General features: G+C 46.3%; 9 protein-coding genes. 7 read left to right on the top strand and 2 right to left on the bottom strand.

What is annotated here, in order from left to right:
* The first annotated feature begins 109 nt into the window (after nucleotides 1-109).
* The 3 genes from guaB (at nucleotide 110) to tadA (ending at nucleotide 3,951) form a co-directional block, all read left to right on the top strand.
* Nucleotides 110-1,576, top strand: a complete 1,467-nt coding sequence (gene guaB / locus GWI56_RS08330; RefSeq protein WP_006085677.1) for an IMP dehydrogenase — start codon at nucleotides 110-112, stop codon at nucleotides 1,574-1,576.
* Nucleotides 1,577-1,694: 118 nt separating this feature from the next.
* Complete coding sequence (gene guaA, locus GWI56_RS08325) at nucleotides 1,695-3,272, top strand: glutamine-hydrolyzing GMP synthase (RefSeq protein WP_028761248.1); 1,578 nt, start codon at nucleotides 1,695-1,697, stop codon at nucleotides 3,270-3,272.
* Nucleotides 3,273-3,423: 151 nt separating this feature from the next.
* Nucleotides 3,424-3,951 carry a tRNA adenosine(34) deaminase TadA gene (tadA, locus tag GWI56_RS08320; protein ID WP_198572649.1) on the top strand — a complete coding sequence of 176 codons (528 nt, stop codon included), beginning with the start codon at nucleotides 3,424-3,426 and terminating at the stop codon, nucleotides 3,949-3,951.
* 470 nt (nucleotides 3,952-4,421) lie between these two features.
* Here the strand turns inward: tadA and mltF are convergent, their stop codons facing one another.
* On the bottom strand, nucleotides 4,422-5,852 hold the full coding sequence (gene mltF, locus GWI56_RS08315) for a membrane-bound lytic murein transglycosylase MltF (protein ID WP_131523679.1): 1,431 nt from the start codon (nucleotides 5,850-5,852) through the stop codon (nucleotides 4,422-4,424).
* 279 nt (nucleotides 5,853-6,131) lie between these two features.
* On the opposite strand from mltF, the gene purL reads away from it, so the two are divergent.
* From purL to cydX, 4 genes are all read left to right on the top strand, one after another.
* A complete protein-coding gene (gene purL, locus GWI56_RS08310) occupies nucleotides 6,132-10,013 on the top strand; it encodes a phosphoribosylformylglycinamidine synthase (protein ID WP_198572679.1) in 3,882 nt (1,293 codons plus the stop codon).
* 1,271 nt (nucleotides 10,014-11,284) lie between these two features.
* Entirely contained in the window at nucleotides 11,285-12,841 is a 1,557-nt protein-coding gene (locus GWI56_RS08305; RefSeq protein ID WP_028761244.1) for a cytochrome ubiquinol oxidase subunit I, read from the top strand.
* Between the two features lie 15 nt (nucleotides 12,842-12,856).
* Nucleotides 12,857-13,996: a cytochrome d ubiquinol oxidase subunit II gene (gene cydB / locus GWI56_RS08300; protein WP_028761243.1), complete on the top strand. Its 1,140-nt coding sequence runs from the start codon at nucleotides 12,857-12,859 to the stop codon at nucleotides 13,994-13,996.
* Between the two features lie 19 nt (nucleotides 13,997-14,015).
* Entirely contained in the window at nucleotides 14,016-14,132 is a 117-nt protein-coding gene (gene cydX, locus GWI56_RS08295) for a cytochrome bd-I oxidase subunit CydX (RefSeq protein WP_011788717.1), read from the top strand.
* A gap of 626 nt (nucleotides 14,133-14,758) precedes the next feature.
* On the opposite strand, the gene GWI56_RS08290 is transcribed toward cydX, so the two are convergent.
* Entirely contained in the window at nucleotides 14,759-16,762 is a 2,004-nt protein-coding gene (locus tag GWI56_RS08290; RefSeq protein ID WP_198572648.1) for a methyl-accepting chemotaxis protein, read from the bottom strand.
* Nucleotides 16,763-16,792: the final 30 nt, after the last annotated feature.

Raw genomic sequence — 16,792 nt, 5'->3', positions numbered from 1 at the left:
ATAAAATGGGGATATTTACTATTTTCCATTTACCAGTGGCGATATGCAAGGTATAATCCCGCCGCAATATTTCACCTCTAAATCCTACTCAACTGGGGAGATGTTGCATATGCTACGTTTAATTAAAGAAGCGCTTACTTTTGACGATGTGTTGCTTGTTCCTGCGCATTCGACTGTACTCCCAAATACCGCCATTCTAAAAACTCGCCTGACCAATACCATTGAATTGAATATCCCACTTGTGTCTGCCGCTATGGACACAGTTACCGAAGCTCGTCTTGCGATCGCGATGGCGCAGGAAGGCGGCTTAGGCTTTATTCATAAAAACATGAGCATTGAAAAACAAGCCGAAGAAGTTCGTAAAGTAAAAATTTACGAAGCGGGCGTGGTTCAACAACCTGTGACTGTGACCCCATCAACGACCTTAGCCGATCTGAAAGTGTTAACACTGAAGAATGGTTTTGCGGGTTATCCCGTGGTCAACGAAGCCAACGAGCTGGTCGGTATCATCACTGGTCGTGACGTACGTTTCGTGACAGATTGGAGCAAAACGGTAGAAGAAGTGATGACGCCTAAAGCGCGTTTAGTCACTGTTGCCGAAGGCACTAAATTAGATGAAGTGCAAAAATTGATGCACTCACATCGTATCGAAAAAGTTCTTGTGGTTGATGATAACTATAAGCTGAAAGGCCTCATCACAGTTAAAGACTTCGAAAAAGCCGAACGTAAACCTAATGCCTGTAAAGATGAGTTAGGCCGTTTACGTGTTGGTGCCGCCGTAGGTGCGGGCGCTGGTAATGAAGAGCGTGTTGACGCTCTGGTTAAAGCCGGTGTTGACGTTTTACTTATCGATTCTTCCCATGGCCATTCCGAAGGCGTTTTACAACGCATTCGTGAAACTCGCGCTAAACATCCTGATTTGCAAATTATCGGTGGTAACGTTGCTACGGCTGAAGGTGCATTAGCCTTAGTCGAAGCGGGTGTTAACGCAGTTAAAGTGGGTATTGGCCCTGGTTCTATCTGTACGACTCGTATCGTGACAGGTGTTGGCGTACCACAAATTACTGCGGTATCCGATGCTGCCGCAGCCATGAAGAGCCTAGGTATTCCTGTGATTGCCGACGGCGGCATTCGTTTCTCTGGCGATTTAGCCAAAGCATTAGCCGCGGGTGCATCTTGCATTATGGCGGGCTCAATGTTTGCGGGAACTGAGGAAGCACCAGGTGAAACTGAGTTATATCAAGGCCGTGCGTATAAATCCTACCGTGGTATGGGTTCATTAGGTGCTATGTCTCAAGGTTCATCTGACCGCTATTTTCAATCGGACAACGCTGCAGACAAGTTAGTCCCCGAAGGTGTAGAGGCGCGCGTGCCTTATAAAGGCAAGTTGAAGGAAATCATCCATCAACATATGGGCGGCCTACGTTCTTGCATGGGATTAACAGGTTGCGCCACCATTCTAGAGCTGAATGAAAAAGCCCAATTTGTGAAAGTGACTTCAGCGGGCATGGGCGAATCCCATGTACACGATGTGACTATCACGAAAGAAGCGCCGAACTACCGTTCAGGTTCTTAATCGTTTGATAAGAGGGGCGGCGTAAGCCGCCTCTTTGTAAAACGTATGATCCAATACTTAAAGCTGGCAGTCGCTGCTTTGAGCAATGTTAAAACAATAGATGAGATAAAGGTTACCCATGAGCGATATTCATGAGCACAAGATACTGATCCTCGATTTTGGATCCCAGTACACTCAACTGATTGCCCGTCGTATCCGTGAAATCGGCGTTTACTGTGAATTATGGGCTTGGGACGTAACAGAAGCCCAAATCCGCGAATTTGCCCCGAACGGCATTATTCTTGCGGGCGGACCAGAAAGTGTTACGGCTGAAAACTCGCCGCGTGCGCCTGAATACGTCTTTACCGCAGGTGTGCCGGTACTGGGCATTTGTTACGGCATGCAGACTATGTCTGAGCAGTTGGGCGGTAAAGTGATCCAAGGTGTGGGCGAAGGTGAATTCGGCTACGCTCAAATTGAAATGCTGACAGATTCATTGCTATTCAAAGGCATTGAAGATGCGGTTAGCAGTGACGGCAAACCCTTACTCGACGTATGGATGAGCCACGGTGATAAAGTGTCGGCTATTCCTGAAGGGTTTGTGGCGGTCGCTAAAACGGACACTTGTCCATTTGCCGCTATGGCAAACGAAGAGAAGCAATTCTTCGGCGTACAGTTCCACCCAGAAGTGACCCACACTCGCCAAGGCATGCGCATGTTATCGCACTTTGCCTTAGACATTTGTGGCTGTGCGGCGAACTGGAAACCTTCCTCTATCATCGAAGATGCGATTGAGCGCTTGAAGAAGCAAATCGGTGATGATGAAGTGATTTTAGGATTATCGGGCGGTGTTGATTCTTCTGTTGTGGCTATGCTGCTACACCGTGCTATCGGTAAAAAACTGACCTGCGTATTCGTTGATAACGGTTTATTGCGTTTGAATGAAGCCGAGCAAGTGATGGAAATGTTTGGCGATCATTTCGGCCTGAATATCATCCATGTTGATGCGGAAAACCGTTTCCTTGATGCGATGAAAGGCGAAGCCGATCCAGAAGCTAAGCGTAAGATCATCGGCCGCGTATTCGTGGAAATTTTCGATGAAGAATCGAAAAAATGCGCCAATGCCAAATGGTTAGCGCAAGGCACGATTTATCCAGACGTGATTGAATCTGCCGGTAGTGCCACAGGCAAAGCCCATGTGATTAAATCTCACCATAACGTTGGCGGTTTGCCAGCCGATATGGCGCTTGGTTTAGTCGAGCCTCTGCGTGAACTGTTCAAAGATGAAGTGCGTAAAATTGGTCTTGAGTTAGGCCTGCCATACAACATGCTTTATCGTCACCCGTTCCCAGGACCAGGTCTTGGTGTACGCGTATTAGGTGAAGTGAAAAAAGAATACTGTGACTTGCTGCGCCGCGCCGATGCTATCTTCATTGAAGAACTGCATAAAGCCGACTTATACAATAAAGTCAGCCAAGCCTTTACTGTGTTCTTACCTGTACGCTCAGTCGGTGTTATGGGCGATGGCCGTAAATATGACTGGGTTGTATCACTGCGCGCCGTGGAAACAATCGATTTTATGACAGCCCATTGGGCACATCTGCCCTATGATTTCTTAGGTCGCGTATCAAACCGTATCATTAACGAAGTCGATGGCATTTCCCGTGTGGTTTACGATATCTCTGGCAAGCCGCCAGCGACTATCGAATGGGAATAAGTTAATTATTTGAATTAACGATTAAAAGGCGCCTAGTGCGCCTTTTTTGTTGTTCGATGGATTAACTTAGGCTAATGAGTCAGCCGTGAAATATCTGTGCTTGACTGATATAATCCGGCTTTATTTTTTGCTAAAAGAGATAAAGGTGTAAGTGGTGCAAACGCAACAAGACGAACAATCTCAGCAAGATGAACATTGGATGCAAGTCGCGATGGAGATGGCAGAAAAAGCCGAGGCCGAGGGCGAAGTGCCAGTAGGTGCGGTATTGGTCAAAGGCGGTCAGCAGATTGCGACGGGTTACAATTTATCCATTAGCCAGCACGATCCTAGCGCCCATGCGGAAATTTTATGTTTGCGGGAAGCGGGGCGTTTGGTCGAAAACTATCGTCTTTTAGATGCGACTTTATATGTCACCCTCGAGCCTTGCGCTATGTGTGCGGGCGCTATGGTGCATAGCAGAATTGCTCGTGTGGTATTTGGCGCACGCGATGAAAAAACGGGTGCAGCGGGTACTGTGGTGAATTTATTGCGACATCCGGCGTTTAATCACCAAGTTGAAGTCACATCGGGGGTGCTGGCCGATGCTTGTAGCGCGCAATTGAGTCGTTTTTTTAAACGCCGCAGGGAAGAGAAAAAAGCCCTGAAACAGGCTCAAAAGGCGCAGCAAGCTATTGGGTAAGTGACGATTAACGTGACAGGATTAATCCTGAGACTGAATAAAAGTAAAGAAGAGTTTTTGACGATTTAAAATACGGCGATGACGAATTTTTAGCAAAGTACGACGACGCGCAACGGTATTGTTGATGGTTTTTCTTCTCATATTGACCCCATTAATTGTTATTATCGATGCCCTACAGAGATTTATCTTAGGTCATAACCCAAGACAGTAGCAGTTGCACAGGAGTGCAGCAATAGCACTGGTCAGATAAGCTGAACTAAACGATGTTTTTAATCGCAAATTTGAGTTAGGTTGGCAAACCTTAATTCAGCTTGCCTGTTGCTTAGTATCTGACCTTGTTGAAGACATCTACGTACATCTTGATGTTTTTATGTTGATGTTCTAATTGCGTAAAACTCTGTACTTGATATATAAGAAGTGAGTTGTTGGATTGTCGTTTGGCCCATGCACCTGAGCGCTAACGAGTTAAGCTATTTAGGTTGATCAGGACTTAACGTTCCCGCAGGAAGTACGGGTTCTTCCGCAGTAAGATCGCTCGAGTCTTCATCGGGGTCAGGTTGTTTCGACTGATTATCCACCCAGACTAACGTGTCATAGTAGCGACGGATGCTGTCGACGTAATGAACGGCTTCACTGCCTCGGGCGTAACCATAACGTGTTTTTTGATAATATTTACGCTTTTGCAGTAGCGGTAGTACCTTTTTTAAATCTCGCCAAGCATTGGGATTTAACTCCATCGATTCCGCAAGCTTACGTGCATCTTCAATATGGGCATATCCTATGTTGTAAGAGGCCAGCGCAAACCACATGCGTTGACTCTCGGGGATCGATTCTGGCAGGCGATTGATCATATCGTTCAAATACGCCGCGCCGCCGCGAATACTTTCTTCGGCATCGAGTCGGTTGGTGATCCCAATCTCTTTGGCGGTTGGCTGAGTCAACATCATCATGCCACGCACTCCTGTGGCCGAGCGGGCATTAGGATTCCAATGTGACTCTTGATAGCTGGTTGCTGCCAGTTTACGCCAATCTAAATTGCCTGCATGGGTTTCAAATAATTGTCGATAACGCGGCAATACTGTCTCAATGGCACGGATAAATGCGCGAGTATCGATATAATCGAAGCGTTTTACATGACCAAAGTATTTCTCGTTGAGATGATCCAGCGTACCGGCAAGCTTCTCTTGGTGCCAAAAGGCCAGCAATTTACTCATAAGTTCATCACTGTGAGTGGGAGGTAATAGCCAGATCACATCGAGTTTTTCTTCTAGCACAGGGCCTGAGCGTAGGTCGGGCAGGTAGCGACGGTTGATCTGTACGCTGCTGGAGTCGGCGATAGTGTAGTCAATTTCTTTGTTGGCAATCATAGCCAACAACTCTTCACTGTCTTTGTCGGTAATTTGATCCCACACCAGCGTTGGATAATGCTTTTGCAACTGGGTCAAGGTCTCGACGAAGGAAGAGTCGGCGATAACGGTGATCTTGCCTTTTAAATCACTGATGTCTTTTGGGGTTGGCATGCCTTCGCGATACACCAACACTTGATTCACCCGGTATAGCGGTGGACCTAAGCGGAACTGTTCTCGCCTTGTGGGTGTTTCTGTCATGCCTGCAGCAATAATATCGATTTCATTCTTTTTGAGGGCTTCGTACAACTCGATACGGTTTGTGTAGGGCACCATTTTTAAGGGCACATTTAAGTATTCGGCAAACAATACCGCCATATCGTAATCGAAACCGCTATCACCTTGGCCCGAGGTCATATAAATCTGTGGGCCGTAAAGTGTACCGACTCTTAGCTCAGTTAATTTTTTTGGCACGAATTCTGTTTCGTCCACGGTCACCTGCTGACAGGCAGTCAGTAGGAAACCTAAGATAAGAGCGAACAGAAATCGAGTCATTAAATGTACTTATAGTAAATAAAATCAATATTATAGATAGCGAGTTAACAGTGGGGCATTAGTGGTGAACTGGCTGACATTGGTGGGATTATATCCGTTTGTCTGCGATTTCGAAAAAAAATCATTCTGGGGGAAAGTGCAGTCGACACAATACTGGGCTTTTTATATCACAGGAAACACTGTTTTGCGTAAGGTCGCAGGTGATTTGTGACAGACATTTCCTTATAATAGCGCCACCTCTGACCCCTGCAATAATAAATAATAAGGTGAATAGACGTGATGGAGATCATCCGCGGAGCCCCTGCACTCTCGACGTTTAGGGTGCAAAAGCTGATGGAGGCCTGCGAAAACGCGGCGCTTCCGGTACGCCAAATCTATGCTGAGTATGTCCATTTAGCGGATTTGAGCGAGTTGCTCGACACAAATGAACGCCAGCAACTTGAAAAAATTCTCACCTATGGACCTGCGATAGAAGCTCATATCCCCCAAGGTTCGCTCCTGTTTGTCACTCCTCGCCCCGGTACTATTTCTCCTTGGTCTTCAAAAGCCACTGACATCGCGCACAATTGTGGCCTTGGTAAAGTGAAGCGTTTGGAGCGAGGCGTTGCGTATTATGTCGAGTCAGATGCACTGACAGCGCCTCAGCAACAAGCTTTAAATGCGTTGCTGCACGATCGCATGGTTGAAATTATCCTCGATGATTTTACAAAAGCCGATGTGCTGTTCAAACGTACTGAGCCTGCGCCGTTTAAGAGCGTCAATATTCTTGGGGAAGGTCGCCGCGCACTTGAAGTGGCTAACACTGAATTGGGGCTTGCTTTAGCCGAAGATGAAATCGATTATTTAGTCGAGAACTTCGTCCGTTTAGGCCGTAATCCCCATGACATCGAATTGATGATGTTTGCTCAGGCGAACTCTGAGCATTGTCGTCATAAGATTTTTAATGCAGATTGGACCATTGACGGTGAAGTTCAGCCTAAGTCACTGTTCAAGATGATCAAGAACACCTTTGAAACCACGCCTGATCACGTGTTATCTGCCTACAAAGATAACGCTGCTGTGATGGAAGGTTCGGTTGCGGGTCGTTTCTTCCCCGATCCTGATGGGGTATACAACTACCATACTGAACCAATGCACATCCTGATGAAAGTGGAAACCCACAACCATCCAACCGCCATCAGCCCATATCCTGGCGCTGCAACCGGTTCTGGTGGTGAAATCCGTGATGAAGGCGCGACGGGCCGTGGTTCTAAACCTAAAGCGGGTTTAACAGGCTTTAGCGTATCCAATTTAAAAATCCCAGGTTTTGTTCAACCATGGGAAGGTAACTATGGTAAGCCAGAACGTATCGTGAGCGCGCTGGACATCATGACCGAAGGACCACTCGGCGGCGCGGCATTTAACAACGAGTTTGGTCGTCCTGCGCTGGTCGGTTATTTCCGTACCTACGAGCAGGAAGTCAGCAGCCATAACGGCGTTGAAGTCCGTGGTTACCACAAGCCCATTATGTTAGCGGGTGGTTTAGGTAACATTCGTGAAGAGCATGTACAGAAGGGCGAAATCACCGTTGGCGCTAAGCTGATTGTGCTGGGTGGCCCAGCGATGAACATTGGTCTTGGCGGCGGCGCCGCATCATCTATGGCATCGGGTCAATCGAGTGAAGATCTCGACTTTGCTTCTGTGCAACGTGAAAACCCAGAAATGGAGCGTCGTTGTCAGGAAGTGATTGACCGCTGTTGGCAGCTTGGCGATAAAAACCCTATCCAATTTATCCACGATGTGGGCGCGGGCGGTTTGTCGAACGCTTTCCCTGAACTTGTGAATGACGGCGAGCGCGGCGGTTTATTTAATCTGCGTAATGTGCCTTCAGATGAGCCAGGCATGAGCCCGCTGGAAATCTGGTGTAACGAATCACAAGAACGTTATGTGATGTCAGTTGCCCCTGAAAACCTCGCGCTATTTACTGCCATCTGTGAGCGTGAGCGCGCGCCTTTTGCGGTGGTGGGTGAAGCGACGGCGGAAAAACACCTGACGCTTAGCGACAGCCATTTCGACAATAATCCTATCGATTTACCGCTCGAAGTCTTATTAGGCAAAGCGCCTAAGATGAGCCGCGATGTGGTATCGGCCAAAGCCGTATCGCCAGCGCTCGAACAAAACAAGATTGATGTTAAAGAAGCGGTTAAACGCGTACTGAGCTTGCCTACAGTTGCGGATAAAACCTTCCTTATCACCATTGGCGACCGCACAGTTACGGGGTTAGTGAACCGTGACCAAATGGTGGGTCCATGGCAAGTGCCTGTGGCCGATTGCGCTGTGACTGCGGCAAGCTTTGATACCTACGCCGGTGAAGCTATGTCACTGGGTGAACGTGCACCGCTGGCACTGCTTGATTTTGGCGCCTCTGCCCGTATGGCTGTGGCTGAATCAATTATGAACATCGCCGGTGCCGATATTGGTTCATTTAAGCGTATTAAGCTTTCTGCCAACTGGATGTCTGCCGCGGGTCACCCTGGTGAAGATGCGGGTCTTTATGAAGCGGTGAAAGCCGTAGGTGAAGAACTGTGTCCAGAGCTGAGCTTGACCATTCCGGTCGGTAAAGACTCTATGTCGATGAAGACCGCATGGCAGCAAGATGGCGCGGATAAAACCGTGACATCGCCTATGTCATTGGTTATCACTGCCTTTGGTGTGGTGCAAGATATTCGCAATACAGTAACGCCAGAGCTGCGCACAGATAAGGGCGAAACGTCTTTACTGTTAGTGGATTTAGGTGCGGGCAAAAATCGTTTAGGCGGTTCTTGTTTAGCCCAAGTGTTTGGTGAGCTGGGTGATGTTGCGCCGGATCTTGACGATGCAGCACTGCTGCGCGGTTTCTTCGAAACCATGCAAAATCTAGTGGCTAAGAAATCGGTTATCGCTTACCACGACCGTAGCGACGGCGGTTTATTCACAACCTTAGTGGAAATGGCCTTTGCGGGTAATACAGGTTTAGACATAGATGTAGAAGACTTGCAGGGCACTGATTTAGAACGACTCTTTAATGAGGAGCTCGGCGCTGTACTGCAAGTGAGTCGTGACAATGCTGCGAAAATTGCCGCTCAGTTTGCTATCGCTGGCGTGCCTTGCCATGTGATCGGAACTCTAGCCGACGATCAACGCATCACCATTAAAGATGGCGCGCGTGAAATCTTCAGTGATACCCGTGTGGCGCTGCGTACTGTGTGGTCAGAAACCACGTATCGTATGCAAGCTCTACGTGATAACCCAGCCTGCGCGCTTGAAGAGTTCAAACTTAAGCAAGACGAAACCGATTTAGGCTTAACTGTTAACTTAAGTTTTGATCCAAGCACAGATGTTGCCGCACCTTATATCCTTAAGGGCGCTGCGCCTAAGATGGCGATTTTGCGTGAGCAGGGCGTTAACTCCCACGTGGAAATGGCTGCAGCCTTTGACCGCGCCGGATTTGAAAGCCGCGACGTACACATGTCGGATATTTTATCTGGCCGTATCAGCCTAGAGGAGTTCCAAGGCCTAGTGGCCTGTGGTGGCTTCTCCTACGGTGATGTATTAGGTGCGGGTGAAGGTTGGGCTAAGTCGATTCTGTTTAATGAGCGAGCTCGCGATGAGTTTTCTCGTTTCTTTGAACGTGACTCAAGTTTCGCCCTTGGCGTGTGTAACGGTTGTCAAATGCTGTCGAACCTGAAAGAAATTATCCCAGGCAGCGAGCATTGGCCACGTTTTGTGCGTAACCGCTCAGAGCGTTTCGAAGCGCGTTTCAGCTTAGTTGAAGTGCAACAGAGCCCGTCGTTATTCTTCCAAGGTATGGCCGGTTCACGTATGCCTATCGCCGTATCCCACGGTGAAGGTTTGGCTGAGTTTGCCAGCCCTGAAGCGTTGGCGATTGCCGAAGCGTCAGGCACGATTGCGCTGCGTTTTGTCAATGGTAAGGGGGATATCGCGACTCAGTATCCACAAAACCCGAACGGCTCGCCAAATGGCTTGACTGGGATTTGTACCACCGATGGCCGTGTAACCTTGATGATGCCGCACCCTGAACGTGTGTTCAGAACTGTGGCGAACTCTTGGCATCCAGATGCTTGGGGTGAAGATAGCCCTTGGATGCGTATGTTCCGTAATGCGCGAGTGACCTTAGGTTAAGCGTTTAAAGTCAACGGCTTTTGCCTTTGTTGAGGGACAAAAGCAGGTTAATGAAAGCGTAAAAAAGGAGCGATAATTTCGCTCCTTTTTTTATATATAAAATGCATTTTATGGAAGTGATTGTATTTCAAATTATTAACGCTTATTGCAAATAATCTAATGGACTAAAGTGGCAAAATAGCCACTTTAATCGGTAAATACCTATTAATAGGTATGTTGCGCATTTGATACGGGGCGTGGTGTTTTATGGGGTTCTGGGGTTGTAGGGGAATGCTAGGGTCTTAATATAGAAAAAGCCCCCAATCTCAGGGAGATGGGGGCCCGTTTTGCGCTAACAAAACTTCACATAAATGCAATCAATTTCACGAGTAATTCTGGGGATTATTTCAGCTCATTAGCTGTATAAAGTTCAACAAAAACACGCTTGTAGCTGTTAACCAGACGTTCAAATAATTTAGTCATATCGATATCTCCACACCAAAAGTTAGTACCTATGTGCGCGAAGTTGGTCTTGGCTGGGCTACGACACCAGTTCTACCAAATTGTCTCCTTAACACAGGACATATATTAAACAACTTAGGTTAGCTTCTCAAACGAGAAAAAATACAAATATTCATTATTAAAACTAATGCATTTTAGCCTGTTCGATTGTGATTTTTTATATTTATATGTATTTATATTTGATTTTAAAGGTTTTAAATTATGGCTCACTTAAATTTGTGACAATATTTTTTAGTTAATTTGTTGCAACATTATTTGTTTGTTGGTTTTTTGATGATTAGAGCTGATTTTTACTGCCTAGTTGGTAAAAGTATGACTTTATATTAATTAATGGCTGCTCACTACTCTTGTTTTTCTCGATTGTCAATCCTCTCTGGTGGGGAAGTGTGTGCCTCACCGCAAAACCCACCTAAACCCCTGAGTTTGATTGATTTGCATCAAAGCGAGGTGGTATAAAATAGCCACAAATGAAAATGAATAAATATCTTAACTATCTGATATTTATATCGATGAAATCATTTGATTGAGTGAGTGGTAGGGTGTCGGTCTCAGTTACTTGTGATAGTGTGACTCGCGTCTCAATATGCAACAGATATTGGTACTTTTTAGCCCTTGCTGCTTCGAACTAATGCAAAAGATTAAATTTAACGGTTTATACTGTTGTCGCAGATATAAACACAAAATGAAAACTCACTATCCTACAAAGGCACTTGCTGTGATTGACGCGGGTTTTGTCATAGCAATTGGACGCACCAAGTAAGGAGTCACCGATGATTGTTGAAGAGGTTGTTGAGCTATCGCGGTTGCAGTTTGCGCTGACAGCCATGTATCACTTCCTATTTGTTCCCTTGACTTTGGGGTTGGCATTTTTGCTGGCTATCATGGAATCACTGTATGTGATGACAGATAAACAAATTTATAAAGATATGACTAAGTTCTGGGGTAAGTTATTTGGTATTAACTTTGCCTTGGGGGTTACCACAGGTTTGGCAATGGAATTCCAGTTTGGTACTAACTGGTCTTACTATTCGCATTACGTAGGGGACATCTTTGGTGCGCCTCTGGCTATTGAAGGTTTAATGGCCTTCTTCCTTGAATCTACCTTCGTGGGTATGTTCTTCTTCGGTTGGGATCGTTTCACTAAGCGTCAGCATTTAGTCGTGACTTGGTTAGTGGCCTTTGGTTCTAACATGTCGGCATTGTGGATTTTAGTGGCAAACGGTTGGATGCAAAACCCTGTGGGTTCAGTGTTCAACTACGAAACCATGCGTATGGAAATGACCAGCTTCGCTGAGGTTGTGTTTAACCCTGTCGCGCAGGTTAAGTTTGTTCACACCGTCGCTTCGGGTTATGTGGCGGGTGCCATGTTTGTACTGGCGATCAGTGCTTATTACATCCTCAAGAAACGTGACTTACCTTTTGCCCGTCGCTCATTCGCGATTGCGGCAAGCTTTGGTATGGCGGCGATTCTGTCGGTTATCGTGTTAGGTGACGAATCTGGCTATAAAGTGGGTGAAGCACAGCGTGTTAAGTTAGCAGCGATTGAAGCAGAGTGGCATACAGAGCCTGCTCCAGCAGCCTTTACTGCTGTCGGTTTTCCGAATCAAGAAACCATGAAAACAGATTTTGCAGTCAAAATTCCTTATGCGATGGGTATAGTGGCAACACGCTCGTTGGATGAAGAAGTGACTGGTATTCATGACTTGATTGCTGAGCATGAAGTGCGTATCCGTAACGGTATGAAAGCCTATGCCATGCTAGTGAAACTGCGTGCGGGTGAAGAAACGCCTGAACTACGTGCTGCTTTTGAAGAAGCGAAAGTCGACTTAGGCTACGGTTTCTTACTGAAACGCTACACAGACAAAGTGGTCGATGCGACTGAAGAGCAAATTAAAGCAGCAGCTAAAGATTCTATCCCGAACGTAGCACCGATTTTCTGGAGCTTCCGTGTGATGGTAGGTCTAGGCTTTATCATGTTGTTCGTATTTGCTGCGGCATTCTGGCAAAGCACACGTCATCAAATCGCCGAGAAAAAATGGGTACTTAAAGCTGCACTTTATAGCTTGCCATTGCCTTGGATCGCGATTGAGTGTGGTTGGTTTGTGGCTGAGTATGGTCGTCAACCTTGGACGATTTCTGAGGTACTACCGACCTTTATGTCTGCGTCAAGCTTAACGACTGGCGACTTATGGTTCAGTATCCTTTCTATCACCTTGTTCTACACTGTACTGCTGGTGATTGAGATGTTCTTGATGTTTAAGTTTGCCCGCATTGGTCCGAGCAGTTTGAAAACTGGTCGTTATCATTTCGAGAACCTAGAAGCCTAAGCAGAGGATTTCATTATGTTTGATTATGAAATATTAAGAGTTATCTGGTGGGCTCTGATCGGCGTACTGTTCATCGGATTTGCGGTTACTGATGGTTTTGACATGGGTGTCGGTGCGTTACTGCCAATTATAGGCAAAGACGATACTGAGCGCCGTATCATGGTTAACACTATTGCTCCCCATTGGGACGGCAACCAAGTGTGGTTAATCACAGCAGGTGGTGCGTTATTTGCCGCTTGGCCTATGGTGTATGCAGTGTCTTTCTCTGGCTTCTATGTCGCCATGATGTTAGTGCTGTTTGCCCTCTACATGCGTCCAGTCGGATTCGATTATCGTTCTAAAATCGAAAATCCAAAATGGCGTAAGTCGTGGGACTGGGCTTTGTTTGCCGGTGGTTTTGTACCTCCGCTAATCATAGGCGTGGCCTTTGGTAACTTGTTGCAAGGTGTGCCTTTTGAATTCGACGAGTTCCTACGTGCGACTTATCATGGTGGTCTGTTCGGCCTGTTGAATCCTTTCGGTTTGCTGGCAGGTCTTGTGAGCGTGAGCATGTTTATGATGCAAGGCGCTTCTTGGCTACAAATGAAGACTGACAGTGAGCTGCGTGTTCGTGCTGCGAAAGCCACGCAATTCTTCGCACTGTTAGTGGCTGTGTTGTTTGCTGCTGCGGGTGTGTGGTTAGCCAATGGTATTGATGGTTATGTAGTGACTTCAGTACTGGACCATAATGCGGTTTCTAACCCAGCCATGAAAACCGTCGCAATTGAAGCGGGTGCTTGGCTTGCCAACTATGACAAATACCCCATCACTATGCTGTTCCCCATCTTAGGTGTGGCATTGCCTCTGCTAGTGATTTTGGTTAGCCGCTTTAACCGTTCAGGTTTTGCGTTCCTATTCAGCTCACTCACTGTGGCTATGGTGATTTTGACTTGCGGTGCAGCAATGTTCCCATTCGTCATGCCATCATCACTTAACCCTAACGTCAGTTTGACTATGTGGGATGCAACAGCCAGTAAAATGACCTTAGGTGTTATGACTGCTGCTGCAGCGATTTTCGTACCTATAGTGTTGAGCTACACTGTCTGGACTTACTACAAGATGTTTGGCCGTATCGGCCGTAAGCATATTGAAGATAACAAAGCCTCACTCTATTAGGCATTAAGGAGCATCTGCTATGTGGTATTTTACGTGGATATTAGGGGTTTTGTTGGCCTGTTCTTTTGGGATTATCAATGCCCTGTGGCTTGAGAATACAGAGAACATGGACAGATCGGCAGAAGATGCCGAGTAACGTCTAAACTCGATTTAAAAACCTCGCATCAGCGGGGTTTTTTATTGGGATTTTTTGATGGGCTGAGGTTATTTTAGTTTGAAGTAGAGCGGCGTTATCGTATTAGGCCAAGCAGTTAACTTCGCTGCAGAGTGGTGATGTAACTGCAGCGAATAGGCCTGATATCATCGCTTTTTGATTGTGTTCTCTGCAGATGCTTGCTCTGCATGGTTTAAGATATTTTCTCCATTACTCCTTTAACGTCAGGATCCTAAATCAAAGTCCCAAATCCCATTTCTTAAATGTGGCTCCTATCGTTTTGATGTACTGCTGTTATAAAAAATGCCGCCCAGTTAGGGCGGCATTTAACGTTTGATAAAGCACTAACTCTGTATCTAACCTGAACTCGGGATAACGAGTGTCGAAAAATCTAAATTTAACAAATAAAATCAATGGTATAAAATTATTCGTTTAAAGCGAAAAATCTATTTCCTGACTGAATGCGCAGATTTTTGCGCATATCAAGGCGCTCTGTCGTACGCCATAGCGAGCTATGGTTAGACAGAGCAACGCAGAGAGGCCCGAAAAGATGCCTATTCAGCGGCTCTGCTTATCCCGAGCTCAGGTTATCTAAGTCCGTATTTGAGTTAGGCCTTAAACTGGCTTATTTGGCGTTTTAAGGCGGCGGCTAAGGAAGACAGTTCATTGGCAGAATGCACTGTTTCAGTGGCACGGTGCTCGCCTTCGTTAGCGAGTTCGCTGATCTGATGCAAATTGTGGGTTATCTCTTGTGCAACACTGCTTTGCTGCTCAGTAGCCGAGGCAATATTGCGTGAGCTAATCGCGAGTTCGCCAATCCTACGGGTGATTTCCTTCAGTTGTTCACCCGTTGCTTTACCCTGTGCTGCAGATTCCATTCCTAATTGATGACTTTGGCTCATTTGTTCTGTGGTGCTTTTCACTTGAGTTTGCAGCTTTTCAATTGTTTGGCCAATTTCTACAATGGATGACTGGGTCCGCTGGGCGAGAGTCCTCACCTCATCGGCAACGACGGCAAAGCCTCGACCTTGATCGCCTGCGCGCGCCGCTTCAATCGCTGCATTTAATGCGAGTAAATTAGTTTGTTCGGCAATGCTGTTAATGACTTCGGTCACTTTGCTGATCGCTTCACTTTCATGGCTGACTTTTTCAACCGATTGATGACTGTTACTGAGTTGCTGACTGAGTTTGAGTAAATCCTGCACCACTTTCGTCTGTTGGTTTTGACCTTCTTTGGATGCGGCATCCACTTGCTGGCTTTGAACTGCGCCATCTTGGGCATGATTAGCCACATCACGGATCGAGGTCGACATTTCTTCGATGGCAGTTGCGATTTGATCCGTTTGTAGCATTAGAGCTTGAGCTTCTTCACCATTTTGCTTCGCGATACTTTGTGCCTTGGAGGCCTGTTGCTCTAGACTCATGACTGAATCCTGCAATGCAATAATCAATTGCCTGAGCTCTGAGGACATAGTTGATACGCTGGTTGTAATTCGATCCACTTCGTTTTGACTCTGTGGTTCTGATGGCGCTAAGTGATGGCTAAAATCGCCACTGCCTAAATTTTCCATATGCACTTGGAGGGCATGCAAAGGTTTGAGTGCGCGAATTAAGACAACTGATAATAGCGCTGTGATCAGCGCGATCCCTGTGATGGCAACGATGGCGTTGATGGTGAGCAATTGCATACTTTCTTCATTAAGCTCACTTGCCTTGACTTGACCCACTAGCACCCAATTCCAGCCCGTTACGGTTTGGCTATAAGCAAACATTGGCTCATTTTTACTATTGCTGTAATGGGATTCCGCATCATTTTGGGTGGCATACGCAACACTTAAGCCATCAAGCATACTTTCGGTGATGATGTCACCTGCATTGAACTTAGGATGGGCGACCAACACATTGTCCGCTTTGCGTACTAATAGAAAATGGCCACTTTCTTCTAAGGTGATTCTGTTAACTGCTTCTTGTAATTGTTTTAAGGAACTGGTGATGTCGAAGCCAATATATAAGATACCAATAACTTTGCCCTGCGTGTCTTTCACTGGACGATAGACTGTCATGTAGTCTTTGCCGAAAAGTTTGGCATAACCTTCGTATTCATTACCGCTGATCAGCACTTGATAGCCTGGATGTGTTTTGCCAAGGGAAGTACCTAGTGCACGGCTGCCATCGGCTTTTTTAAGCGAAGTCGAAACTCGCATAAAGTCATCGCCATCACGTACGAATACCGTAGCGGTACCGCCAGTTAGATTAGCAAAACGATCGACTTTACTTTTTGATGAGTTCACTTGTTCTTGTTCGTGCATTAGGGCTGGAGAGCCTACTCCCATCACATTGACAGTTTTATTTTGCAGACTAAATTGTCCAGGATACATTTCCTTAAAAACATCGGCGTTGCGTCTCGCAAGCTGCAGAAGACTATCGTACTGCAGCTCTAACATGTCTGAAACTGCACGCATTTCAGATTTCATGGCACTGATACCTTTATCTTCTAATACATTTGAAGCGGCTTTATAGGAGACGGTACTCAGTACGCCAAAGATGAGAAGAGTGAGAATAAACGCGAGGGCGCCAATTTGTTTTGCAATAGGCCAATTTTTATAATTCATCGTAAGATCCTATAGGTAACGGTTACATCA

The sequence above is a fragment of the Shewanella sp. DW31 genome (assembly GCF_015767295.1).
Classification (GTDB): Bacteria; Pseudomonadota; Gammaproteobacteria; order Enterobacterales; family Shewanellaceae; genus Shewanella; species Shewanella oncorhynchi.
The sequence above is the reverse complement of the archived record's forward strand: the minus strand, read 5'-3'. Positions and strand labels throughout refer to the sequence as shown.